The organism is Aureimonas sp. Leaf324, from assembly GCF_001423245.1.
Classification (GTDB): domain Bacteria; phylum Pseudomonadota; class Alphaproteobacteria; order Rhizobiales; family Rhizobiaceae; genus Aureimonas.
This window is the reverse complement of record NZ_LMOH01000028.1, coordinates 95,325-119,085: the sequence shown is the minus strand read 5'-3', so window position 1 is coordinate 119,085 and position 23,761 is coordinate 95,325. Positions and strand designations below refer to the sequence as shown.

Sequence of the window (23,761 nt, the reverse complement as noted above, 5' to 3'; positions counted from 1 at the left end):
CATGATGAAACGATTTGCAACGACGGGCCTCGCCTTGGCCGCGGTCTCGGCCCTGGTGGCGGCGCTGCCGGCGCGGGCCGCCGACAGTCCGCACGGCGGCGAGCGCATCGGGACCGTCTCGCAGATCTACGACGGCAAGCTCCTGCCGGACGAAGCGGTTGCCACCTTCCGCAACATCGACCGCCTCTTCCCGACGCGCACGATCCGGGCGGGCGGCACGGTGCGCGAGCTGCGGCCGGCCGAGAAGCCGCTCGGCGAGGTCAGCTTCCGCTCGGGCGAGGAGACCTACGACCTCTACGACGTCCTGGCGCTCGACAGCTTCACCGCGATGATCGTTCTGAAGGACGGCAAGGTCGCCTACGAGACCTATCAGCGCGGCAACACGCCCGAAACGCGCTGGATGTCGATGTCGGTCGCCAAGTCGATCACCTCGACGCTCGCCGCGATCGCGATCAAGGAGGGCAAGCTCTCCGGCCTCGACGCGCCGGTCACCCAATATGTCGAGGCGCTGAAGGGCAGCGCCTACGAGGGCGTCACCTTGCGTGACATCCTGATGATGAGCTCGGGCGTGCGCTGGAACGAGACCTACACCGACCCCGCCTCCGACCGCCGCGCCCTCCTGAAGGCGCAGATCTCGCAGGAGCCGGGCTCGGCGATGAAGCTGATGGCGAGCCTGCCGCGCGCCGCCGAGCCCGGCACGGTCAACACCTACTCGACCGGCGAGACGCAGGTGCTTGGCGAGATCGTGCGCGGCGCGGTCGGCAAGCCGCTCGCAGACTACCTCTCCGAGAAGATCTGGGTGCCCTACGGCATGGAGGCCGACGCCAACTGGTGGCTGGATTCCCCGGACGGCCACGAGATCGGCGGCTCCGGCCTCTCGGCGACCCTTCGCGACTTCGCGCGCTTCGGCCAGTTCTTCCTGGAGAACGGGGTGATCGGCGGCGCCTCCATCCTGCCGGACGGCTGGGTGAGGGCGGCCGCGGGGCCGACGACCCTCAAGGACGGCTCGAAGCTCGACTACGGCTACATGTGGTGGACCGGCTGGACCGAGCCCTCGATCGCCGACGGGGCGTTCGCCGCGATCGGGATCCAGGGCCAGAACATCTACATCAACCCGAAGCGCAACGTCGTCATCGTCACCTTCGGCGCGCAGCCCAAGCCCACCGGCAAGGAGCCGGTGGACCCGCTGGTCTTCTTCGACGCGGTCGCCGCCGCGCTCGACTAGTCGCGCGCCGAAACCACGGCTGAAGGGTTGAGGACCGCCGCCGGGTCGAGCGCCCGGCGGATCGAGCGCATGAGCTGGCGCTCAACGGGCGAGCGAAGCGCGTCGGCAAGCGCGATCTTGGCCTGCCCGAGCCCATGCTCGGCGGCAAAGCTGCCGCCCATCTCGGTCGCCAGCCCTGCGACGGCGAGCCCGAGCTCCTGCGCCGTGCCGCCAAAGTCGGCGGCCCCCTCCGGCGGCGACAGGTTGTAGTGGATGTTGCCGTCGGCGAGATGCCCGAACGGATTGATCCGCACGCCGGACAGGATGGCCTCGCACCGCGCGCCTGCCGCCGCCACGAACTCGGCGATCCGGCCGGGCGGCACGGCGACGTCGTGCTTGAGCTGAGCACCCTCGAGCCGCTGGCCCTCCGGCTGCTCCTCGCGCAGCCGCCAGAAGGCGCCGCGCTGCGCGTCCGAGGCGGCGATCGTTCCATCCAGCACGAGGCCCTCCTCCATGCCCCATTCGAGCATCGCGGTGAGGATGTCCTCGAGCGGCATCCGCTCCGAGGCGCTGGCGATCTCGACGAGGAGATAGGTGCCGCCGCGCGTCTCGAGCGGATAGCCGAGCGAGGTCACGTGGCGCAGCGCGAGGTCGAGACCGAGCTCGCAGAAGAATTCGAGCCCCGTCAGCACCTCGCCGGCCTCGGCGCGAAGCCGCGTGCCGAAGGTGACAGCCGCCGCCTCGTCCAGCAGGACGAGGAGCGCGGTCGCGCGCTGGCGGGGCGCGGGATGCAGCTTCAGGACGGCCCGCGTGACGACCCCGAGTGTCCCTTCCGAGCCGCAGAAGAGGCGGCGAAGCTGGTAGCCCGCATTGTCCTTCTGGACGGCGCGCATGCCGTTCCAGACCGTGCCGTCGGCGAGCACCACTTCGAGGCCGAGGACCAGATCCTGCATCATCCCGAAACGGAAGGCGTGGCTGCCCCCGGCATTGGTGCCGATCAGCCCGCCCACCTGCGCGCTGCCTTCGGCGCCCAGATGCATCGGGAACATCAGGCCGGACCCGTCGAGACGATCGTGCAGCACCTGCAGCACCAGCCCCGCCTCGACCTCGATCGAACCCGAGGCCGCATCGGGCGCGCCGCAACCGTTCATGCGCCCGAGCGACAGGATCACCCCGCCGGGGCTGCCCAGCACCGCGCCGCCGCACAGGCCCGTGTTGCCCCCTTGCGGCACGACGGCGACGCCGGCGGCATGCGCCGCCGCCAGAACCGCCGAGACCTCGGCGGTAGAGGCGGGCCGTGCGACGCCGAGCGGCGGCGCCCCGTATCGGTCCAGCCAGTCCCGCTGAAAGGGCCCGGCTTCGGCCGCCGGCATCCACCCCTTGGGCCCAAGGATCTCCGCCAGACGCTCCGCCAGTTCCGTCATGCCCGTCCCGCTCCTCACCTCGATCGGACGACCTGTAGAGGCGGGAGGGGGCCGAGCACAACCGCCACGGCCGTCCGGCCGTCAGGCAGACGGGCGCTCCGGCGGATGGTCGAGGGCGTGGAGGATGCCGCGCAGTTCGGCAAGGCCCCGCATGCGCCCCGTCGCGGGATAGCCGGGCGTCACATCCTTGTGGAGGTCGTCGAGCATCCGGTGCCCGTGGTCGGACCGGAAGACGATGGTCGCGCCCTTGTCGCGGCGGCGGTCCTCGGCGACGAGTTCCTTGAGGACGGCGACCATGTCGACGTCGCCCTCGAGATGGGCCGATTCGTGGAACGTGCGCGGGTCCGTCTCGCGCTTGGTGGCGCGCAGATGGGCGAAGTGGATGCGCGACGCGAAGCGGCGGGCGATCGCCGGCAGGTCGTTGTCGGCGCGCACCCCGAGGCTTCCCGTGCAGAAGCACATGCCGTTGGCGGCGGACGGCACGGCCTCAAAGAGCGCGGCGTAGTCGTCCTCCGTCGAGGCAACGCGCGGCAGGCCGAAGAGCGGGCGCGGCGGATCGTCGGGGTGCAGCGTCAGCTTGACGCCCAAGGTTTCGGCTGCCGGCGTCACCGCCTCCAGAAACTCGACGAGGTGCCGGCGCAGGCGCGCGGCGTCGACATCGCGATACTGATCGAGCTTGTCGCGGAAGGCCGGGATGGTCATCGGCTCGGTGGTCGAGCCCGGCAGCGCGCTCGCGATGTTGCGCGTGAGATCGGCGACCTCGCCCTCGCCCATCGCCTCGAAGCGCGCGCGGGCCCGCGCCTGCTCCTCCGGCGTGTAGTCGCGCTCGGCACCCTGCCGCTGGAGGATGTGCAACTCGAACGCGGCAAAGGTCTCGAAGTCGAAGCGCATCGCCGTCGCGCCGGTGTCGGTCACGAAGTCGAGGTCGGTGCGGCACCAGTCCACCACCGGCATGAAGTTGTAGCAGACCGTGCCGATGCCGGCCTTCGCAACGCTTTCGAGACTGGCGATCCAGGCCTCGATCTCGGATCTGGCGGCGCCCCCGGTGCGCTTCACGGCGTCCGGGATCGGGATGCTTTCCACCACCGACCAGGCGAGCGGCGTGCGGCCGGGCGGCGTCGTCTCGATCAGATCGCGTCGCGCTTCGACCGCCTCACGCGTCCACACCTTGCCGATCGGCATCTCGTGCAGCGCCGAGACGACATCGGTCGCCCCCACCTGCCGGACCTCGTCCAGCGTCACGCTGGCCTTCGGTCCGAACCATCTCCATCCTTGGCGCATCGATACTCCCCCTCGTCCGGCGCGGGTGCCGGCAGTCCTCAAATGAAATAGTCGGGATGGCGGCTGCGGATCTCGGCGACATCGGGAATGACGGCGCCGAGGTGTCCCTCCATCGCGTGCCGCGCTCCCCGGGCGTCGTTCGCGGCGATCCGCGCCACGATCGTCTCGTGCTCGACGATCACCTGCTCGGCCCGGCCGAGGATCGGCAGCGTCAGGCGGCGCGCGCGGTCGAGTTGGACCTTGGCCTGCGTCACCAGTGCCCAGATGCCGGGATGGCCGGCGAGATCGGCGATGGCCGCGTGAAAGGCCTCGTCGGCCTCGTGGAACCCGTCGTTGTCGCCCGCCGCCGCGCAGGCCTTCTGCCGCCGAACGAGACGCTCCAGCGACCCGAGACGACCCGCCTCTGCCCGCTCGGCGGCCTTCTCGACTGTGACGCCTTCCAGCGCCTTGCGGATCAGCACCGCCTCCGGGATCGCCGCGACGGGCACGCGGGAGACGAAGGTTCCGGCCTGCGGCCGCACGTCGACGAGGCCGATTTCCGACAGACGGGTGAGAGCTTCGCGGACCGGCGTCCGGCTGACGCCGAACCGTTCCACCAGCCCGCGGTCGGCGAGCGGCGTGCCCGGCGGAAGTCGAGCCGCCACGATGTCCGCCCGCAGGGTCTCGAAGACCTGCGTCGCCGACGTGACCCGGCGCGCCGGGCGCACCGCGGCGGGGCCTCCGCGACCAAGGGCGGACGGCGCATCAGACATCGGAAGACGCGGCAACGGACAAGCTCATACTGGCATACTAGTATGCCAGTATGAGCTTGAGAAGTCGTCCGTCAGCCCAACCGATCGATGGCGCCGGAGCGTGGACGGCGGTAGCGCGCCGCATTCTCGCGAAACGGCACGAGCTGGGCGTCGAGCGCCGCCTGAAACGCCGGGCGCGCCTCGTGACGGGCGACATAGGCGATGAGCGACGGGAACGCCTGCAGGTCGACCTCTTCCGCATCGCGCAGAACGGCGGTCATCATCAGGTCGGCAACCGTGAAGCGCTCGCCGACCAGAAACGGAGCGTCGCCGAGCGTCCCGGCCAAGCGCCCGAGGCGCTCGGCGAGAAGCGCCGACACGTCGGGCTCGACCGCGGCGGCCGCCGCCTTGTCCTTGGTGAAGAACCGGAGCATGGCCATCATGGCGATCGGCTTCTCGATCGTATCGAGCGCGGCGAAGGTCCAGGAGAGACAGGCGTCGCGCTCCGCCTCGTCCGCCGGCAGAAGCGCGTCGCTCGTCTCCGCGATGCGCCAGACGCAGGCGCCCGTCTCGAAGAGCGTCTGCCCGCCGACCGTCATGGCGGGCACCTGCCCGAAGGGCTGCCGCTGGAGATTGGCGGGCCCGCGCTGCGCCCCCTGCGCCACGAGGTCGACCTCGTAGGGCAATCCGGCTTCTTCGAGCGCCCAGCGCAGCCGCAGGTCGCGCACGTGCCCCTCAGCGAACCGCGGCACCCAGTCATAGGCAGTGATGCGGATCGGACCGCGGCGAAAGGCTTCGGCGTCCATGCGGGATCATCCTCGGGTGGCGGCAGCGGCCGCGAGGATGGAACAGCGACGTCGCCGCGACAACCGGCTCCAAGACGCGGCGTCCGGGCACCCGGCGCTCGGCGGGTGCCTCCCGAGCCGTGCCCGGCGGCGGGCGGCTCGCCCCGCCGTCGTCAGGACTGCGGTTCGAACTCCTCCGGGGCGAACTCGTAGGCTTCGCCGCAGAACTCGCAGGTCACCTGAATGCGGCCGTCTTGCGTGCTGTGGGCGAGATCGTCGGCCGAGAAGCCCTGAAGCACGCCGCGGATCTTCTCGCGATTGCACGAGCAGTCGTCGCGCACCGGTGTCGCCGGGAAGACGCGCACGCCCCGTTCGTGGAACAGGCGGAACAGGAGACGCTCGACCCCGACATCGGGATCGGCGAGCTCCGACGGCTCGACGGTGCCGACCAGCGCCTGCACCTCGGTCCAGGCGTCGTCCTCGTCGTAGATCTCGACCTCCGCTCCCTCCGGGGCGTCGCCGCCCGGCAGGTCGACCATGCGCATCCGTTCGGGCGCTTCGGGCAGAAACTGCGCGATGAGGCCGCCAGCGCGCCACCCTTGCAGGAAACCGCCGCCGTCCTGCCGGCGCGCGATGCGCGCGACGGCCAGACGAACCGTGGTCGGGATCTGCTCGGACTGGCGAAAATAGGTTTCCGCCACCGCTTCCAGCGAGGCGCCGGACAATTCGACGATGCCTTGGTAGCGCTGCATGTGCGGGCCCTGGTCGATCGTCAGCGCGAGAACGCCGTTGCCGAGGAGCTCGGTCGATTCGACGCGCTTCGCCTCGATCGCCTCGGCGAGGCGATCGGCATCGAAGCGGGCATAGGCCCGCACGCTCGACGGCATGGTGAAGTCCACCACGAGGAGATCGACCGGCCCGTCAGTCTGCGTCTGCGCGATGAACTTGCCGTCGAACTTCAGCGAAGTGCCGAGAAGGACGGTCAGGACGATCATCTCGGCCAGAAGCCGGGCGACCGGCTCGGGATAGTCGTGGCGCGCGAGGATCGCGTCGACCATCGAGCCGAGCTGCACCGCGCGGCCGCGCGCGTCGAGCGCCTCGACCGCGAACGGCACCACCGCATCGTCGCCGGCAAAGCCGAATTCGCCGAGTTCGGGGCTATGGTCAGCCATGCGCGGCCACCTCGCCGAAAGCCCAGGCCAGGATCGACTTCTGCGCGTGGAGTCGGTTCTCGGCCTCGTCGAACACCACCGACTGCGGCCCGTCGATCACTTCGTCGGTCACCTCCTCGCCGCGGTGGGCGGGCAGGCAGTGCATGAAGAGCGCCTGCGGGTTGGCGCGGGTCATCAGTGCCGCATTGACCTGATAGGGCATGAAGACGTTGTGGCCGCGCGCCTCGGCCTCGCGCCCCATCGAGACCCAGGTGTCGGTGACGACGCAGTCGGCGCCCGAAACGGCCTCTTCGGCGTCGCGCGTGAGGTGCAGGCGCGTTCCGGCGGCGCGCGCGCGCTCGACATAGCGCGGGTCGGGGTCGGAACCCTCAGGGGTCGCGATGCGCAGCGAGAAGTCGAAGGCGCCCGCCGCCTCAATCAGCGAATTGAGGACATTGTTGCCGTCGCCGGTCCACGCGAAAGTCCGACCCTTCACCGGCCCGCGATGCTCCTCGAAGGTGAGGAGATCGGCCATGATCTGGCAGGGATGCGTGTCGTCGGTTAAAGCGTTAATCACCGGCACGGTCGCGGCCTCGGCCATTTCCAGAAGGCGGGCGTGCTCGGTGGTGCGGATCATGATCGCGTCGACGTAGCGCGACAGGACGCGCGCCGTGTCGGCGATCGTCTCGGCGCGGCCGAGCTGCATTTCCGAGCCCGACAGGAACAGCGTCTCGCCGCCGAGCTGGCGCATGGCGACGTCGAACGACACGCGGGTGCGCGTTGAGGGCTTCTCAAAGATCATGGCCAGCACCCGCCCGTCGAGCGGCTTCGGCCCGGCGCGGCCGAGCGCCTTGCGCTCGCCGGCATCGTCGAGGATGGCGCGCAGGTCACCCTGCGACATGGCCGACAGGTCGAGGAAGTGCCGGGGGTGCTGGATCGAAGCGTTCATGCTGCGGAGCTTTCGCTGGAGCCGGCCGACAGTTCGGCGCAGGCCGCCTCGATCCGGTTCATCGCCTCGCGCACTTCGTCCGCGCTGACGACCAGCGGCGGCAGGAAGCGCACCACGTTGTCGCCGGCGGGCGCCGCCAGCATCTGGTGACGGCGCAGCGTCTCCACGAACTGGCCGTTCGGCACGCGGGGCTTGAGGCCGATGAGAAGTCCCTCGCCGCGCACCTCCTCGACGATGTCGGGGAAGCGGTCCTTCAGCGAGGCGAGGCTCTGCTTGAAGAGAAGCGCGGTATGGCGCACCTCGTCGAGGAAGCCGTCGGCGAGGACGACGTCGAGCACGGCATTGCCGACCGCCATGCCGAGCGGGTTGCCGCCGAACGTCGTGCCGTGGGTGCCGGCCGTCATGCCTTTGGCGGCCTCGGCCGTGGCGAGGCACGCGCCGAGCGGGAAGCCGCCGCCGATGCCCTTGGCCGACGCCAGGATGTCGGGCTCGACGCCTGCGTTCTCGTAGGCGAAGAAGCGGCCGGTGCGCCCGACGCCGGTCTGAACCTCGTCGAAGATCAGCATCAGGCCGTGCTCGTCGCAGAGCGCGCGAAGCTGGCGCAGGAACTCGGGCGCCGCGGACCGCACGCCGCCCTCGCCCTGGATCGGCTCGATCAGGATGCCGGCGGTCTCCGGCCCGACGGCCGCGCGCACCAGCTCGATGTCGCCGAAGGCCACCTGGTCGAAGCCCTCGACCTTCGGGCCGAAGCCCTCGAGATACTTCTTCTGGCCGCCGGCCGCGATGGTCGCGAGGGTCCGCCCGTGGAAGGCACCCTCGAAGGTCACGATGCGGAAGCGCTCGGGATGCCCCGAGACGTACTGGTAGCGCCGAGCGGTCTTGATCGCGCATTCCAGCGCCTCGGCGCCAGAATTGGTGAAGAACACCTTGTCGGCGAAGGACGCCTCGACGAGGCGCGCGGCGAGGCGCTCCTGCCCCGGAATCTGGAAGAGGTTCGAGACGTGCCACAGCCGGGCCGCCTGCTCGCTCAGGGCGGCCACGAGATGCGGGTGCGCGTGGCCCAGCGAGTTGACTGCGATGCCGCCGGTGAAGTCGAGGAACCGCCGGCCGTCCTCGGTCACGAGCCACACGCCCTCACCTCGCTCGACGCGCAGGTCCGCACGGGCGAAGGTGGCGAAAAGCGGGTTGTCGTGCTCGGACATGGGGCTGACTTCTTCGGTTTTTCCCGGAACGGGTTCTGGGCGACGGCACATGGCGGCCCGCTCGGGGCTTGCCGCCGTGCCGCCCTCACGGTGGACGAGCCCTTGGAAACGGGCCCGCGGCAGCGGCTCGCTATACCATGTCGCAACGCGGGATTGTCAATCGAAACCCCGGATTTGCGGCCGTTCCGCCCGCTCGCCCCGGCGCATTGACCTGTTGAAAAACCGCAAAAGCGATTCGTGCAACACTGTGCGCACCTTGCCACAGCGCCCTGCGGCGCGTTAAGTTGGGCCTGGACACCATATTTCGTGCGACGAGATCGGTTGTCCACCAGATCTGGTGGTTCGAGGATCGTCCTCTTTCATGCTGCGCGGATCGGCGACGCGTCGCACGGGTCAAGAGTTAGGAGTCAGTTCATGAGCTGGACCGACGAGCGGATCGATCTTCTCAAGCAACTGTGGGGCGATGGCCTGAGCGCCAGCCAGATCGCCGCGCAACTGGGCGGCGTGACCCGCAACGCCGTGATCGGCAAGGTCCATCGTCTGAAGCTCGACAGCCGGCTCAAGGCCTCGGCGCCGATCGAAGCGTCGATCGCGCCCCGCGCCCCCCGCCCGGTTCTCGTCGAGACGATGCCCGAAGAGGTGCCGGCACCGCGCGTCCTGCCGGTCCAGACCCCCGCGGTCGCCGTCATCAGCCCGGCGGTGGCAGCGGCCCCGCGCACCGTGCGTCCTGCGACGCTCGGCGCGACCGCGCTGAAGATCGAGGTGGAGCCGGACGAGCAGGACGAGATCGTCGGGCGCGCCGAGGTGGCGCACGGCCCCGCCGAGGTGGTTCCGATCTCGCGCAACCTGACGCTCGTCCAGCTGTCGGACCGCACCTGTAAATGGCCGCTCGGCGATCCGCTGTCGGACGAGTTCCGCTTCTGCGGCAACCATGCGCCGGACGCTTCGCCCTACTGCCAGCATCACGCGCGCATCGCGTTCCAGCCGGTGTCGGAGCGCCGCCGCGTTCGCTGACGTCTGGCTCGCACCTTGGAAAACGGCCTCGCCCCAGCGCGGGGCCGTTTCGTCTTGAGGGAGAGCCGCGAGACATTCGCCACCGCGCACTGGCATGGGCCGGGCGCTTGCGCTATGGGGGCGCCCATGACCCAAGACACCCTTCCCGACCGCCAAGACACCCTTCCCGACCGCCTCGCCATCGATCCCGACAGCCCGTTCCACAACGAGGACCTGCTGTCGCAAGGCATCGGTATCCGCTTCAACGGCTCCGAGAAGACCAATGTCGAGGAATATTGCGTCAGCGAAGGCTGGATCAAGGTCGCGGCCGGCACGGCGCGCGACCGCAAGGGCAAGCCGATCCTCCTGAAGCTGAAGGGTACGGTCGAGCCCTTCCTCAAGGGCGACGCGGCGTAATCGCTGCGCGACGGCCGGGAAACCGGCCGCCCGCTCCCTTACCCCAGCCTGAACTCCGAGGCCGTCAGACGGCCTCTGGGCGAACGCTCGAAGCGCGCGGCGCGGCGGCCGTGAACGTCTCGTCCAGCGCATAGCCCGCGCCGCGGACGGTGCGGATCGGATCGCGCTGGCGCCCGCGGTTCACCGCCTTGCGCAGGCGCCCGACATGGACGTCGACCGTGCGCTCGTCGACATAGATGTCGCGGCCCCAGACACCGTCGAGCAGCTGCTCGCGCGAGAACACCCGGCCCGGCGACTGCATCAAGAATTCCAGAAGCTTGAACTCCGTCGGCCCGAGCTTCAGCTCGCGGCCCGCCCGGCGCACGCGATGCGTCTCGCGGTCGAGGTCGATGTCGCCGGCGACAAGCTGCGAGGAGATCCGCTCCGGCTTCACGCGGCGGAGCATGGCGCGCACGCGGGCCATGAGCTCCGGCGTCGAGAACGGCTTCACCACGTAGTCGTCGGCGCCGGTCGACAGGCCGCGCACGCGCTCGGACTCCTCGCCGCGCGCCGTCAGCATGATGATCGGCAGCCGCCCGGTCTCGGGCCGTGCCCGAAGGCGCCGGCAGAGCTCGACGCCCGAGAGGCCCGGCAGCATCCAGTCGAGGAGCAGAAGGTCGGGCACCTGCTCCTTGAGGCGCAGATCCGCCTCGTCGCCGCGCGCGATCGTATCGACCACGTAGCCCTCGGCCTCGAGATTGTAGCGAAGGAGGATCGAGAGCGCCTCCTCGTCCTCGACCACCGTGATCCGCGGCGCCATCGTCAGGCGCCCCGTGCGCCGACCGGCGCGACCAGGGTCGGGGTCGAGTCGCCCTTTGGGCGCTCGATCTCCATCTGGCTGCCGGTCTTGATGTAGAAGATCGTCTCCGCGATGTTGGTCGCGTGGTCGCCGATGCGCTCGATGTTCTTGGCCGAGAACAGGAGATGCGTGCAGGCGGTGATGTTGCGCGGATCCTCCATCATGTAGGTCAGGAGCTCGCGGAAGATCGAGGTGTAGAGGGCGTCGATCTCCTGGTCGCCCCGGCGGATCGCCTCGGCGCGCAGGTGATCGCGCGTGGCATAGGCGTCGAGCACCTCCTTCAACTGGCCGAGCGCCAGTTCCGACATGTGCTCGATGCCGCGCACGAGCTGCACCGGCTGGGTGTGCTCCTGCGTGGCGAGCACGCGCTTGGCGATGTTCTTGCCGAGATCGCCGATGCGCTCGAGATCGTTCGAGATGCGGATCGCACCGACGATCTCGCGCAGGTCGTGGGCCATCGGCTGGCGCTTGCCGATGGTCATGATCGCGTGCTCGTCGATCTCGCGCTGGGCGGCGTCGAGAAGGACGTCGTCGGCGACCACCGACTGGGCGAGCCCGGCATCCGAGCGGATCAGGGCCGACACGGCCTGCTCCACCATGCGCTCCGCCTGGCCGCCCATCTCGGAGATGCGGCGCAGGATGAACTTCAGTTCCTCGTCGTAGGACGTGACGATATGGTGTTCCATGACGCGTCTCCCTTCATGGATTGGGGCCGCCGCCCGGTTGTGCCTCGATCCGGTCAGCCGAAGCGGCCGGTGATGTAGTCCTGCGTCCGCTTGTCGTCCGGATTCTGGAACATCTTCTCGGTCGGGCCGACCTCGACGATCTTGCCCAGGTGGAACATCGCGGTGCGCTGCGAGACGCGGGCCGCCTGCTGCATCGAGTGCGTGACGATCACGATCGTGTAGTTCTGGCGCAGCTCGTCGATCAGTTCCTCGACGGTCGCGGTCGCAATCGGATCGAGCGCCGAACAGGGCTCGTCCATGAGGATGACCTCGGGGCTGACGGCGATGGCGCGGGCGATGCACAGGCGCTGCTGCTGGCCGCCCGAGAGGCCCGTGCCGGGATCGTGCAGCCGGTCCTTCACCTCCTCGAACAGGCCCGCCTTGCGCAGCGAGGTGACGACGATCTCCTCGAGGTCCGTCTTGGACTTGGCGAGACCGTGGATCTTCGGGCCGTAGGAGATGTTCTCGAAGATCGACTTCGGGAACGGGTTCGGCTTCTGGAACACCATGCCGACGCGGGCACGAAGTTCCACGACGTCGATGCCCGAATTGTAGATGTCCTCGCCGTCGAGCGCCACGAGGCCCTCGACGCGCGCGCCCTCCACCGTGTCGTTCATGCGGTTGAGCGTGCGCAGGAAGGTCGACTTGCCGCAGCCCGACGGGCCGATCAGCGCCGTCACCTGCCGCTCGTAGACGTCGAGATCGACCGCGAAGAGCGCCTGCTTCTGGCCGTAGAAGACCGAGACGCCCTTGCCGCGCATCTTGGCGGCGGGGGTCCTGCCCGCGGCCACCGGTGCGCCCGCCTTGATCGGAAGCTGTTCCATCATGAGTGTCGCCTCTACCAGCGCCGCTCGAAGCGGCGGCGAAGAATGATCGCCGTGATGTTCATCACGGCCAGGAAAAGGAGCAGCACGATGATCGCGCCGGAGGTGCGCTCGACGAAGGCGCGCTCGGCCTCGTTCGCCCACATGTAGATCTGAACGGGCAGCGCGGTGGCCGGGTCCATCGGCGTCGCCGGATAGTTGGCGACGAAGGCCACCATGCCGATCAGGAGGAGCGGCGCGGTCTCGCCGAGCGCATGGGCAAGGCCGATGATCGTGCCGGTCAGGATGCCGGGCATCGCGAGCGGCAGGACATGGTGGAACACCATCTGCATCTTGGAGGCGCCGAGACCGAGGGCGGCGGCGCGGATCGAGGGCGGCACCGCCTTCAGCGCCGCGCGCGTCGCGATGATGATCGTCGGCAGCGTCATCAGCGTCAGCACCAGGCCGCCGACCAGCGAGGCCGAGCGCGGCAGCCCCATGTAGTTGACGAAGATCGCAAGGCCGAGAAGGCCGTAGACGATCGAAGGCACGGCCGCGAGGTTGTTGATGTTCACCTCGATGAAGTCGGTGAAGCGGTTCTTCGGGGCGAACTCCTCGAGGTAGATCGAAGCGGCGACACCGATCGGCAGCGCCAGCGCCAGCACGATCGCCATCATGTAGAGCGAGCCGATGATCGCGACGCCGACGCCCGCCGTCTCGGCGCGCGACGAGGCGCCGAAGGTGAAGAGGCCGGTGTTGAAGCGCTGCTCGAGGTCGCCCGACTGCTCGAGCGTGCGGATCCACTCGAGCTGCTTGTCCTTGATCGGACGGCGCTCCTCGGGGATCGACAGGTCGAACTGACCCTTCACGGCCGAGTCCACGGTGGAGTTGGCATAGAGCCAGACGTCCTGCGTGGTGCCGATGACGGAAAGATCCGACATCACCATGCCGCCGAGCTGGGTGCGCACGCCCTGCGAGACGAGCTGGGTCGCGGCCGCGACGTCGGCGCGATTGTTCGGGTCGATGCCGAGGCGCTGGACCAGCGCGTCCTGGACGAGCTTCGGATAGTTGGCGAGGCGCAGCGCCTGCATGTCCTTGCCGCCCGTGTTCTTCGGGTCGATCACGGATTGCGAGAAGGTGATCGGCAGGCGGATCTGCGTCTGCCAGAAGGCGGTGTAGCCCTGGCTGATCACGGTGTAGAGCAGCGTCGCCAGGAAGATCATGCCGATCGCGATCGCCGAGATGCCGTAGGCCTTGAAGCGACGCTCGGAGGCGTAGCGCTTCTTCAGGCCGATGTCGCGGCGCGGCGGCGCCTTGGCGTCGGCGACCGTGCGGCCGCCGGTGGGGAAGGTCGCGTCGCTCATCAGTCGTACTGCTCCCGATACTTGCGCACGATCGCCAGCGCGATGACGTTGAGGACGAGGGTGATCGCGAACAGCGTGATGCCGAGCGCGAAGGCGACGAGGCTCTGCGGCGAGGTGAAGTCGAGATCGCCGGTCAGCTGCGAGACGATCTTGATGGTGACCGTCGTCATCGCCTCGAACGGGTTGGCGGTGATGTTGGCGGCGATGCCGGCCGCCAGCACCACGATCATCGTCTCGCCGATGGCGCGCGAGGCGGTGAGGAGGAGCGCCGAGACGATGCCCGGAAGCGCGGCCGGAAGCACCACCTTCTTCACCGTCTCGGACGGCGTCGCGCCAAGGCCCAGCGACCCGTCGCGAAGCGAGCGCGGCACGGCGGTGATGATGTCGTCCGACAGCGACGACACGAAGGGGATCAGCATGATGCCCATCACGAGGCCGGCGGTCAGGATCGACTGGGCCTGGATGAAGCTCGTGTAGTCGCCCGTCAGGAGGCCGTTGATGTCGGCCGAGAGGTCGCGCAGGAACGGGCCGACCGTGATCAGGGCGAAGAAGCCGTAGACGATGGTGGGGATGCCCGCGAGGACCTCCAGCAGCGGCTTCACCACCGAGCGCACGCGGTTCGAGGCGTATTCCGCCATGTAGATCGCGGCGAACAGGCCGACCGGCACCGCGAAGAGCATCGCGACGAAGGCGATGTAAAGCGTGCCGATGAGGAGCGGGATGAGGCCGAACTGGCCGGTCGCGGTCGACCCGGCGGCCGCGAAGCGCGGCTCCCAGACGGTGCCGAAGAAGAAACTCGACGGCGGCACACGGCTGAAGAAGTCGATCGATTCGAAGAGCATCGACGAGACGATGCCGACCGTCGTGAGGATCGCGATCGAGGAGCAGAGGACCAGGAACGACTTGACCACCCGCTCGACCTGGTTGCGGGCGCGAAGACGGACGGCGACGCGGCGCAGCGCGAAGACAAGGCCGGCGAGCGCAACGCCTACCACGACGACCGTCATCGCGATGCGGCTCGTGTCTTCGAGCCGGTTGCGCTCGAGCGCCTGGCGGATCATCGAGTCGGTCGCCTCGGTCGGCACCGGGATGCCGCGCCGGGCGAGCATCGGGCGCAGGTCCGCGACGTTGATCTCTTCGAGGTTCTCGCGCTCCTCGGGCGGAAGGAGGCGGATGCCCTGCCCGATCGAGCGCACGAGGCTGGCGCGCAGCGCGGGCGCAAGGTTCGTCTCGGTCGCGGTCGCGTCCGGCACGACGACGAGGCTCGTCACCACGACGGGCGAGACGGCGAGCCAGATCGCCATCAGGAGGAGCGCCGGGATCGTCGTCGCCATGGCGGCGTAGACCCCGTGATAGATCGAGCGTGAATGCAGCTTGTCGGTGGACGCGGCGGCGAGCATGGCGCTTCGTCGGCGTGCCAGAACGAAACCGACGGCGCCCAGCACCAGCACGGTCAGAACGATTGCAAGGATGGACACCGTCCCGCGTCTCCCGACAGGATGAACGAACGAAACGGCCCGGAAGTCCGGGCCGTCGAGAAGAACGACGCGGCCCGCATGGGGCCGCGTCGCGAAACTCCGGTCAGCCGCCGATCGTGGTGCCGGCCGCGAACTTCTGGCGGGCTTCCTCGCGCTGGGCGTCCGGCGCCGGGACGAGGCCGTACTGGGCGAGCGGGCCGTCCGGGCCGATCATCTGCTCGGACAGGAAGAAGTCGACGAACTCGGACAGGCCCGGAACGACGCCGATATGCGCCTTCTTCACGTAGAAGAAGAGCGGACGCGACACCGGATACTCGCCCGAGGCGACGGTGGCGACCGAGGGGGTCACGCCGGCGACGGTCGCGACCTTCAGCTTGTCCTGGTTCTGCTCGTAGAAGGCGAGACCGAACACGCCCATGCCCTGCGGGTTGGCGGCGATGCGCGCCAGCGTCTCGGTGTAGTCGCCGGCGATGTCGGTCGCCTTGCCGTCGTTGCGGACCTGGTGGCACTGCGCGGCGGCCGCCTTGTCGTCCATGCCGGCGGCCTTGAAGGCCTCCAGGGCGCCCGAGGCCTTGCAGCCGGCGTCGAGGACCTTCTGGTCGAAGACTTCGCGCGTGCCGTGGTTCTCGGCCGGGATGAAGGCGGCGATCGGCTGGCTCGGCAGCGACGCGTCGGCCTCGTTCCAGGCAGCGTTGGTGTTGTCGACGACCTTGCCGTCCTTGACGATCTTGGCGGCGAGCGCGTTGAAGACCGCGGTCGGGGTCAGCGCGAAGCTCGGGCCTTGAGCGGCCGAGGCGAAGACGATGCCGTCATAGCCGAAGCGCACTTCCTGGATGTCGTTGACGCCGCCGTCCATGCAGGCCTTCTTCTCGGAATCCGAGATCGGGCGCGAGGCGTTCGCGATGTCGACGGTCGCCGGGCCGACGCCCTGGCAGAACTGGCGGAAGCCGCCCGAGGTGCCGCCCGACTCGACCACCGGGGTCGGGAAGTCCGGATAGACCTCGCCGAAGTTCTCGGCGACGATCTGCGCATAGGGCAGCACGGTCGAGGAGCCGGCGGCCTGCACGGGCTCGGCGGACTGCGCGAAGGCCTGGCTGGAAAGGGCGAAGGCAGCGCCGAGCGCGAGGCCGGCAAGCGTCTTGTTCAACACGAGGTTGTCTCCGTCATGGAGTTTCGAAAGCGAACCGCCCGACTTCGATGAGTCTGCGGTGCCGGTTCGCCGCTTGGTCTATCGACCCCGCGCAACTCCTATATGACAACAGCATATGCAATTTATGACAGCGCAACCCGCTGTTATCTCTCGGGTTTATCGAACGCATCCAAAAAACGGACGAAACGGACCGAGAAGGTCGCGCCCTTTCCGGGCTCCGATGTGATCGCCAGCCGCGTGCGGTGCCGGGTGAGGACATGCCGCACGATCGACAGGCCGAGGCCCGTGCCCGGCTTGCCGGCGGTGCCCTCCTCCACCCGGTAGAAGCGCTCGGTGAGGCGCGGCACGTGCTCGGCCTTGATGCCCTTGCCGAAGTCCCGGACATAGGCCTCGATCCCCTCGCCGTCGCGCCGGAGGCCGATCTCGACGCGCCCGCCGTCGCTGCCGTACTTGCAGGCGTTCTCCATGAGGTTGGCGAAGACCTGGATCAGCTCGTCGCGGTCGCCGTTGACGAGGACCCCGTCGCCGTCGAGCCCGACGAGCTGGATCGCCAACCCGCTCTCGGCGGCCTGGGGCCCGAGCTGCCGGGCGACGGTGCGCAGGACGTCGGCGATGTCGGCCGCCTCGTTGGCGCGCAGGCGCCGGCGCGTCTCGATGCGCGACAGGGACAGGAGGTCGTCGATCAGCCGCGACATGCGCCGCGCCTGATCCTGCATGATGTCGAGGAAGCGGGCCCGCGCGGCGGCATCGTCGCGCGCCGGCCCTTTCAGCGTTTCGATGAAGCCGGTGAGCGAGGCGAGCGGCGTGCGCAGCTCGTGGCTGGCATTGGCCACGAAGTCGGTGCGCATACGCTCCAGCCGCCGCGCCTGCGTGTGGTCGCGCAGAAGCAGCAGGAAGAACGGCGGACGCGCCTCGCCGGCGAGGCGCAGCGGCAGGATGTCGATGCCCCAGGAGCGATCCGTCGGCAGGCGCTCGGTCAGTTCCTCCTGCTCGGCCTCGTCGTTCTCGACCGCGCGCTCCAGCGCGGCCAGAAGATCGGGCGCGCGAAACCGCATGGCGATCGGATCGCCGAGCACGAGCGGCCCGAAGGCGCGCATCGCGCCGGCATTGGCATAGCGCAGCGCCAGCGTGCGATCGACGATGAGGGCCGGCTCGCGAACCGCCTCGACGACGCTCTTCACGCTGGCGTCCGGCCAGAGCGGCTGGCGCCGGGTGCGCGCGCTCGCGCCTCCCTTCGGCAGCGTCCGGTTCGCGTTGCGCAGGAGAAGATGGACCGCGAGGCCGGCGACGACGAAGAGGATGGCGGTCGCTCGGATCTCCGGCGTGGTCGCGGCCGCGGTCACGAGGCCGGCCGCCCAGATCAGCGCCGGCGCGTATCGCAGCCAGCGCCGCGCGGTGTCCCTGGCGGAGCGTCCCGTCTCGTCCACGCGTCACCTTGTGCGTTTGATAGGGGAATCAGCCGACGCGGCGAAGGCGCAGCGAGAAGACGTCGACATCGTTGGTGGTGCCGTCGACGCCCGGCTCGATCGCGATCGAGGCGGGCGAGCGGGCATCGGCCGGCACGGGCACGTCGAAGATGAAGGCTTCCTCGGTCATCGTGGTGGAGAAGCTCTGGCGCTCGCACAGGCTTGTGCCGCCGAAGAGGCAGCGCACGGAGAACGCACGCGGCGTGCCGTCGGGCGAGCCGGCCGTCACCTCGATTCGCACGTTGGAGCCGGCGATCTCGCCGACGACGCCCGGCCCGATCGCCATCAGCACCTCGCCCTCGCCGGTCGCCGGCCCGGAAACGCGCACGGCGTCGCGCCCGCCCGAGCGGGGCGCCGCCTCGATCCGCCCGCCTTCGGGCGTCGACAGGCTTTCGAGATCGTCGCCGCTGAAGACGGTGATCCAGTCGAGTGCGGATGTCTCGGACTGCGCCGTCGGCGCGTCCACCCCCGAGCCGCGGATCATGCCGCCGACGAAATAGGCGAGGAGCGCGAGGACGACCGCAAAGGCCACGGCCGCCAGGAGCACGGAGCGGCCGGTGCGCGCAGGCCTGGCCGACACCCGCTCGCCGCCCGGCGTCCAGGCCCCGTCCGCCGGCTCGCCAGCGGCTTCCACGGGATCGAGGGCGCGCGGGCTGCGAGGCTCGAGCACGCGGGCGGCGCCGGGTTCGGCGGACGGGGCCGCCGGCGGCATGAAGCCCGGATCGGCCTCGGCTTCCGCGACGTCCGCGGTGGACGGCCAGTCGGCGTAGTCGGCCTCGACGCGGTCGATCGTCTCGGCGAGCTTGGCGCGCTGCGCGCTCGCCTCGTCCTCGCTGCCGCCGCGCGTTTCCAGCATCCGCTCCAGCGCGCGCTCGGAGGCGGCATAGATGCTTTCCCGGAAGGCCGGATCGCTCGCGTCGCCACCCGCGAGGGCGCGTCGCAGGCTGTCTTCCATTGCGCTCATGACATCTCCCGGCCGATCGAGGCGACACCGTCGCGACGGTGCCTCGGCATCGCATCTGGATAGCGAATGCGGCGGAATGGAGCAATCGCGCGCGAACCTTCGCGCGGTGCTGCGGCGCAAGGCCCCGACCGATCCGGCCTTTCCTTTCCGCCGGGGCGCCCGACCTTTTGCCGACGAACAAGCCAACAGCGTGCGAAATCCACCCCATGCCGCCCCCGAACGCCACGCCCAACCCGATCGGCCAACATGGCGTGATCGGCGATCTGAAGACGCTCGCGCTGGTGGCGCCCGACGGGCGGATCGATTTCCTGTGCCATCCCAATGTCGATTCGCCGACGCTCTTCGCCAGCCTGCTCGACCCGGAGAACGGCGGCGAGTTCCGCCTGTGGGCGATGGCCGAGGGTATGGGCCAGAAGCAGATCTACCTGCCCGACACCAATATCCTGCTCACGCGCTTTCTCGGCCCGAACGGCATCGGCGAAATTTCCGACTTCATGCCGCTCGACGGCTCCGGGCGCATCGTGCGTCGCGCCAAGGCGATCATGGGCCGCGTCACCTTCGCGCTGCATCTCGACCCGCGGCCGGAATATGCGAGCCTGCGCCCGGCCGTGTCGCTGGACGAGGGCACCGCGCGCATCGCCTGGTCGCGCGACGACGGGACGCCCCAGACCATGTGGCTCCACACCTCGATCCCGCTGCGCATCGAGGACAATACGGTCGTCGGCGAGATCACGCTGAGCGAAGGCGAGACCGTCTACGCGATCCTGTGTCCGGGCCACGAGGGTTGGGGCGTGCCCGACATGGACTACGTGCGCTCCTCGTTCCGGGAGACGCGGGCCTACTGGCATGACTGGGTGTCGCGCGGACAGTATCCGACCTTCTGGCGCGAACTCGTGGTGCGCTCGGCACTGACGCTGAAACTTCTTACCTCGGCCGAGCACGGCTCGATCGCGGCCGCCGCGACCTTCGGCCTGCCCGAGGTCGTCGGCGGCGAGCGCAACTGGGACTACCGCTTCTGCTGGGTTCGCGACTCGGCCTTCACCCTCTATGCCCTGTCGCGCCTCAACTACTACGACGAGGCGGAGGCCTTCATCCACTTCCTGATGGAGCGGGTGACGGTCAGCGACGGCGACCGGTCGGGCCTGCAGATCATGTACGGCATGGACGGGCGCGCCCAGATTCCGGAAGCCGAACTCCCGCACCTGTCCGGCTATGGCGGCTCGAAGCCGGTGCGCGTCGGCAACGGCGCCTTCGACCAGCGCCAGATGGATATCTTCGGCGAGTTCATGGACGCCGTCTACATCGCGACGCGCGCGCGGGGAAAACCGAGCTATTCGGTCTGGGCGAAGCTCGCGGGGCTCATCGACTGGCTCTGCGTCAACTGGCGCCTGCCCGACCGGGGCATCTGGGAAAGCCGCGGCGAGGACAAGGAATATCTCTCGTCGCGCCTGATGTGCTGGGTGGCGATCGACCGCGCCATCCGCATCGCCACGCGCGAGTCGATGCCGGCCGATCTCGTCGCCTGGCGCCAGCAGCGCGATGCCATCCAGAAGACCATCGTCGAGGAGTTCTGGAACCCGGAGATCGGCGCCTTCACGCAGTTCCGGGGCGGCGATACGCTGGATGCCGTGGTGCTCCTGATGCCGCTCGTGCGCTTCATCAACCCGCGCGACCCGATGTGGGTGTCGACCTTGAAGGCGGTGCGCGAGAATCTCGTCCACGACTGCCTGGTGAAGCGCTACGTCAACGGGCCGGAGAACGACGACGGGCTGGAGGGTGAGGAAGGCTTCTTCTCGATCTGCTCGTTCTGGTACGTCGAGGCGCTGGCGCGCACCGGCTATGTCGCGGAGGCGCGGCTCCTGTTCGAGAAGCTGCACTCCTACGCCAACCATCTCGGCCTCTATGCCGAGGAACTCTCCACCGACGGGCAGCATCTCGGCAACTTCCCGCAGGCGCTCACCCACCTGTCGCTGATCTCGGCGGCGATCTGGCTGAACCGCGCGCTGACGGCGGACCGGTCCGACCCCCACCACGCCGGCTTCCAGATGATCGAGGACCCCGATGGCATCTTCTGACCTTCTTTCGCTCGCCGGCCAGGTGGCCGTCGTCACGGGCGCCTCAGCGGGCATCGGCCGCGCCTGCGCGGTCGAGCTCGCGCGCGCGGGCGCAGACGTCGCGGTGAACTACCGCGGCTCGCGCGAGGGCGCCGAGGAGACCGTCGCGCTGATCGAGGCGCTCGGGCGGCGCGCGATCCCCGTTCAGGGCGATGTCAGCGCGGAGGCCGATGTCGCGCGCCTATTCGACGAGGCGGAGCGCCAGCTCGGACCGGTCGACATCGCCGTGTCCAACGCCGGGCGCCAGAAGGACGCCGCCCTCACCGACATGACGCTCGACGACTGGAACGCGGTGATCAGCACCAATCTCACCGGGGGCTTCCTGATGGCGCGCGAGGCGGTGCGCCGGTTCCGCGCCAAGGGACGCCGCCCGGAGGTCAGCCGCGCGCTGGGCAAGCTGATCTTCGATTCCTCCGTGCACCAGCGCATTCCCTGGGCCTTCCACGTCAACTACGCGGCCTCCAAGGGCGGGCTGAAGCTCCTGATGGAATCGGTCGCCCAGGAGGTCGCCTCCGAGGGCATCCGCGTCAACGCGGTCGCGCCCGGCGCCGTCGCCACCGCGATCAACCAGTCGGAGCGCGAGAAGGCGGGCGGCATGGACGCGATGCTGAAGCTCATTCCCTACGGGCGCGTCGGCGATCCCGAGGATGTCGGACGCGTGGTCGCGTTCCTCGCCTCCGATGCCGCGGACTACATCACCGGGCAGACGCTGTTCGTCGACGGCGGCATGGCGCTTTACCCCGGCTTCAAGGGCAACGGCTGACACGAAAAAGGGCGGCTCCGGGCCGCCCTTCGCATCGCTCGAACGAGGGGACGTGCGCTCAGCGCAGCTCGTCCTCCTCCGCGTTCTCCTCCGGCTCGGTGCGGCGCATCGAGGTGAGCTTGGCGAACACGGCGGCAGCATCGAGTTCGCCGTCCTCGCGGGCGCTGCCGGAGCGGTAGTTCTGGGTCTGCGCGGCCGACAGCAGGCGCTCCTCCTCGGCCACCTCTTCCGGACGTGGCATGCCGCGCGAGGCCTTCTCGACCTCGAGGTCGAGATCGATCTGCGAGCAGAGGCCGAGCGTCACCGGGTCCATCGGCTGCAGGTTGGCCGAGTTCCAGTGGGTGCGCTCGCGGATCTGCTCGATCGTGTGCTTGGTGGTGCCGACGAGCCGCGAGATCGCCGGATCCTTCAGCTCGGGATGGTTGCGCACCAGCCAGAGGATGGCGTTCGGGCGGTCCTGGCGCTTGGAGACCGGCGTGTAGCGCGGTCCCTTGCGCTTGGCTTCCGGCACGCGCACCTTGGGCGGCGCGAGCTTCAGGCGATACTTCTCGTCCTTCTCGGCCCGCACGATCTCGTCGCGCGTGAGCTGGCCCGTGATGATCGGATCCATGCCCTTGATGCCCTGCGCCGCTTCGCCGTCCGCGATCGCCTTCACCTCCAGGGGGTGCAGGGTGCAGAACTCGGCGATCTGGTCGAAGGACAGGGACGTGTTGTCGACGAGCCAGACGGCCGTGGCCTTGGGCATCAGAAGCTGCTGAGCCATGGATATAGGTCTCCTGTAGGCCGGCCCCGGTCAGGCAGGCTGTGGTCACGCCACGAATTCCGGAAATCGACGCTGACTATAGGCATGCGCCGCGCGCTTCGCAAGGAACGATGCGCGGCGCCGGGGCCAGCGGTCTCCGTCCGACCTACTCGGGCGAGGCGGCGAGGACGATCTTGCCGATGTGATCGACGTCCATGTGGGCATGCGCCTCGGACGCCTTCTCCAGCGGATAGGTCGTGTCGATCAGCGGCTTCACGCGCCCCTCCGACAGGAGCGGCCAGACCTTCGCCTCGAGCTCGGCGGCGAGCGCCGCCTTGAACGCCTTGTCGCGCGCGCGCAGCGTCGAGCCGGTCAGCGTCAGGCGCTTGCGCATGATGGCGAAGAGATCGACCTCGCCCTTGCGCCCGTTGAGATGGGCGATCTGGACGATGCGGCCGTCGACGGCCGCCACCTCGATGTTGCGGGGCAGGTAGTCGCCGCCGATCATGTCGAGCGTAAGGTCGATGCCGCGGCCGCCCTGCCAGTCCTTGAGGGCGGCCGCGAAGTCCTGGCGGCGGTAGTTCACCGCGCGATCGGCCCCGAGGCGCCGCGCGGCCTCAGCCTTGTCGTCGCTGCCGACCGTCGTCGCGACATGGGCGCCGAAGGCGTGGGCGAGCTGGATCGCCACCGTGCCGATGCCCGACGTGCCGCCATGGACGAGAAACGTATCGCCGGACGTCAGCCCGCCGCGCTGGAAGACGTTGTGCCAGACGGTGAGGAAGGTCTCGGGGATCGCCGCCGCCTCGACGAAGCCCATGCCGCCGGGAACCGGCAGCACTGAGCCCTCGTCCGCTAGGGCGAACTCGGCGTAGCCGCCGCCGGACAGGAGCGCCATCACCCGGTCGCCCTCGCGCCAGCGCGACACGCCCGGCCCGACCGCCGCCACCGTGCCGGCGACCTCGAGGCCCGGCCAGTCCGGTGCGCCGGGCGGCGGCGGGTAGGCGCCCATCCGCTGGAGGACGTCCGGCCGATTGACCCCGGCCGCCCGAACCGCGATCAGCACCTCGCCCGCACCGGGGCGCGGCACCGGGGCACGGCGGGGTTTCAGGACCTCCGGCCCACCGTGGCCGTCGAGGGCAATGATCGTCATCTCTTGGGGCGTCGTCATGGGGCCGATCTCCTGGCTGCGGGACGACACTTAACGCGAGGCGACCAAA

22 protein-coding genes are annotated in these 23,761 nt (G+C 69.4%); 5 read left to right on the top strand and 17 right to left on the bottom strand.

Going from position 1 to position 23,761, the window contains the following annotated elements:
• Nucleotide 1 precedes the first annotated feature (1 nt).
• Nucleotides 2-1,225, top strand: a complete 1,224-nt coding sequence (locus ASF65_RS18595; protein ID WP_055892652.1) for a serine hydrolase — start codon at nt 2-4, stop codon at nt 1,223-1,225.
• On the opposite strand, the gene ASF65_RS18590 is transcribed toward ASF65_RS18595, so the two are convergent.
• The 7 genes from ASF65_RS18590 to ASF65_RS18560 form a co-directional block, all read right to left on the bottom strand.
• Entirely contained in the window at nt 1,222-2,628 is a 1,407-nt protein-coding gene (locus ASF65_RS18590) for an FAD-binding oxidoreductase (RefSeq protein ID WP_055892645.1), read from the bottom strand. The genes ASF65_RS18595 and ASF65_RS18590 overlap by 4 nt on opposite strands.
• An 81-nt stretch (nt 2,629-2,709) precedes the next feature.
• The gene (uxuA, locus tag ASF65_RS18585) at nt 2,710-3,909 is read right to left on the bottom strand and encodes a mannonate dehydratase (RefSeq protein ID WP_055892642.1); all 1,200 of its coding nucleotides are present in this window, start codon (nt 3,907-3,909) and stop codon (nt 2,710-2,712) included.
• Between the two features lie 38 nt (nt 3,910-3,947).
• A complete protein-coding gene (locus ASF65_RS18580; protein ID WP_055893017.1) occupies nt 3,948-4,661 on the bottom strand; it encodes a GntR family transcriptional regulator in 714 nt (237 codons plus the stop codon).
• Nucleotides 4,662-4,732: 71 nt separating this feature from the next.
• Nucleotides 4,733-5,446, bottom strand: coding sequence for a glutathione S-transferase family protein (locus tag ASF65_RS18575; protein ID WP_055892638.1), 714 nt, complete (start codon nt 5,444-5,446; stop codon nt 4,733-4,735).
• Nucleotides 5,447-5,598: 152 nt separating this feature from the next.
• Nucleotides 5,599-6,597 carry an Hsp33 family molecular chaperone gene (locus tag ASF65_RS18570; protein ID WP_055892636.1) on the bottom strand — a complete coding sequence of 333 codons (999 nt, stop codon included), beginning with the start codon at nt 6,595-6,597 and terminating at the stop codon, nt 5,599-5,601.
• Nucleotides 6,590-7,525, bottom strand: a complete 936-nt coding sequence (gene argF / locus ASF65_RS18565; RefSeq protein ID WP_055892632.1) for an ornithine carbamoyltransferase — start codon at nt 7,523-7,525, stop codon at nt 6,590-6,592. Before argF ends, ASF65_RS18570 begins: the two co-directional genes overlap by 8 nt.
• Nucleotides 7,522-8,727 carry an aspartate aminotransferase family protein gene (locus ASF65_RS18560; RefSeq protein WP_055892628.1) on the bottom strand — a complete coding sequence of 402 codons (1,206 nt, stop codon included), beginning with the start codon at nt 8,725-8,727 and terminating at the stop codon, nt 7,522-7,524. The genes argF and ASF65_RS18560 overlap by 4 nt, the downstream gene beginning before the upstream one ends.
• Nucleotides 8,728-9,141: 414 nt before the next feature.
• On the opposite strand from ASF65_RS18560, the gene ASF65_RS18555 reads away from it, so the two are divergent.
• Both ASF65_RS18555 and ASF65_RS18550 read left to right on the top strand, forming a co-directional pair.
• Nucleotides 9,142-9,741 carry a GcrA family cell cycle regulator gene (locus ASF65_RS18555; protein WP_055892626.1) on the top strand — a complete coding sequence of 200 codons (600 nt, stop codon included), beginning with the start codon at nt 9,142-9,144 and terminating at the stop codon, nt 9,739-9,741.
• A gap of 126 nt (nt 9,742-9,867) precedes the next feature.
• A complete protein-coding gene (locus ASF65_RS18550) occupies nt 9,868-10,137 on the top strand; it encodes a DUF3297 family protein (protein ID WP_055892621.1) in 270 nt (89 codons plus the stop codon).
• Between the two features lie 64 nt (nt 10,138-10,201).
• Here ASF65_RS18550 and phoB read toward each other — a convergent pair whose 3' ends face one another.
• The 8 genes from phoB to ASF65_RS18510 form a co-directional block, all read right to left on the bottom strand.
• The gene (phoB, locus tag ASF65_RS18545; protein ID WP_055892619.1) at nt 10,202-10,936 is read right to left on the bottom strand and encodes a phosphate regulon transcriptional regulator PhoB; all 735 of its coding nucleotides are present in this window, start codon (nt 10,934-10,936) and stop codon (nt 10,202-10,204) included.
• Between the two features lie 2 nt (nt 10,937-10,938).
• Entirely contained in the window at nt 10,939-11,661 is a 723-nt protein-coding gene (gene phoU, locus ASF65_RS18540) for a phosphate signaling complex protein PhoU (RefSeq protein ID WP_055892616.1), read from the bottom strand.
• 53 nt (nt 11,662-11,714) lie between these two features.
• Nucleotides 11,715-12,524: a phosphate ABC transporter ATP-binding protein PstB gene (gene pstB, locus ASF65_RS18535; protein ID WP_280137651.1), complete on the bottom strand. Its 810-nt coding sequence runs from the start codon at nt 12,522-12,524 to the stop codon at nt 11,715-11,717.
• Nucleotides 12,525-12,538: 14 nt separating this feature from the next.
• Entirely contained in the window at nt 12,539-13,867 is a 1,329-nt protein-coding gene (pstA, locus tag ASF65_RS18530; RefSeq protein WP_055892610.1) for a phosphate ABC transporter permease PstA, read from the bottom strand.
• Nucleotides 13,867-15,345, bottom strand: coding sequence for a phosphate ABC transporter permease subunit PstC (gene pstC / locus ASF65_RS18525; RefSeq protein ID WP_055892607.1), 1,479 nt, complete (start codon nt 15,343-15,345; stop codon nt 13,867-13,869). Before pstC ends, pstA begins: the two co-directional genes overlap by 1 nt.
• Nucleotides 15,346-15,448: 103 nt before the next feature.
• Complete coding sequence (locus tag ASF65_RS18520; protein ID WP_055892603.1) at nt 15,449-16,492, bottom strand: substrate-binding domain-containing protein; 1,044 nt, start codon at nt 16,490-16,492, stop codon at nt 15,449-15,451.
• 146 nt (nt 16,493-16,638) lie between these two features.
• Nucleotides 16,639-17,922 carry an ATP-binding protein gene (locus ASF65_RS18515; protein WP_055892601.1) on the bottom strand — a complete coding sequence of 428 codons (1,284 nt, stop codon included), beginning with the start codon at nt 17,920-17,922 and terminating at the stop codon, nt 16,639-16,641.
• Nucleotides 17,923-17,950: 28 nt separating this feature from the next.
• Nucleotides 17,951-18,925 carry a hypothetical protein gene (locus ASF65_RS18510; protein ID WP_156369388.1) on the bottom strand — a complete coding sequence of 325 codons (975 nt, stop codon included), beginning with the start codon at nt 18,923-18,925 and terminating at the stop codon, nt 17,951-17,953.
• A gap of 206 nt (nt 18,926-19,131) precedes the next feature.
• On the opposite strand from ASF65_RS18510, the gene ASF65_RS18505 reads away from it, so the two are divergent.
• Both ASF65_RS18505 and ASF65_RS18500 read left to right on the top strand, forming a co-directional pair.
• Nucleotides 19,132-21,000 (top strand): glycoside hydrolase family 15 protein, encoded by a 1,869-nt coding sequence (locus ASF65_RS18505; RefSeq protein WP_055892595.1) that lies wholly within the window; start codon nt 19,132-19,134, stop codon nt 20,998-21,000.
• Entirely contained in the window at nt 20,987-21,802 is an 816-nt protein-coding gene (locus ASF65_RS18500; protein ID WP_055892592.1) for an SDR family oxidoreductase, read from the top strand. Before ASF65_RS18505 ends, ASF65_RS18500 begins: the two co-directional genes overlap by 14 nt.
• Before the next feature lie 58 nt (nt 21,803-21,860).
• On the opposite strand, the gene ASF65_RS18495 is transcribed toward ASF65_RS18500, so the two are convergent.
• Entirely contained in the window at nt 21,861-22,565 is a 705-nt protein-coding gene (locus ASF65_RS18495; protein ID WP_055892590.1) for a DUF1013 domain-containing protein, read from the bottom strand.
• Between the two features lie 145 nt (nt 22,566-22,710).
• Nucleotides 22,711-23,712 carry an NAD(P)H-quinone oxidoreductase gene (locus ASF65_RS18490; protein WP_055892587.1) on the bottom strand — a complete coding sequence of 334 codons (1,002 nt, stop codon included), beginning with the start codon at nt 23,710-23,712 and terminating at the stop codon, nt 22,711-22,713.
• Nucleotides 23,713-23,761: the final 49 nt, after the last annotated feature.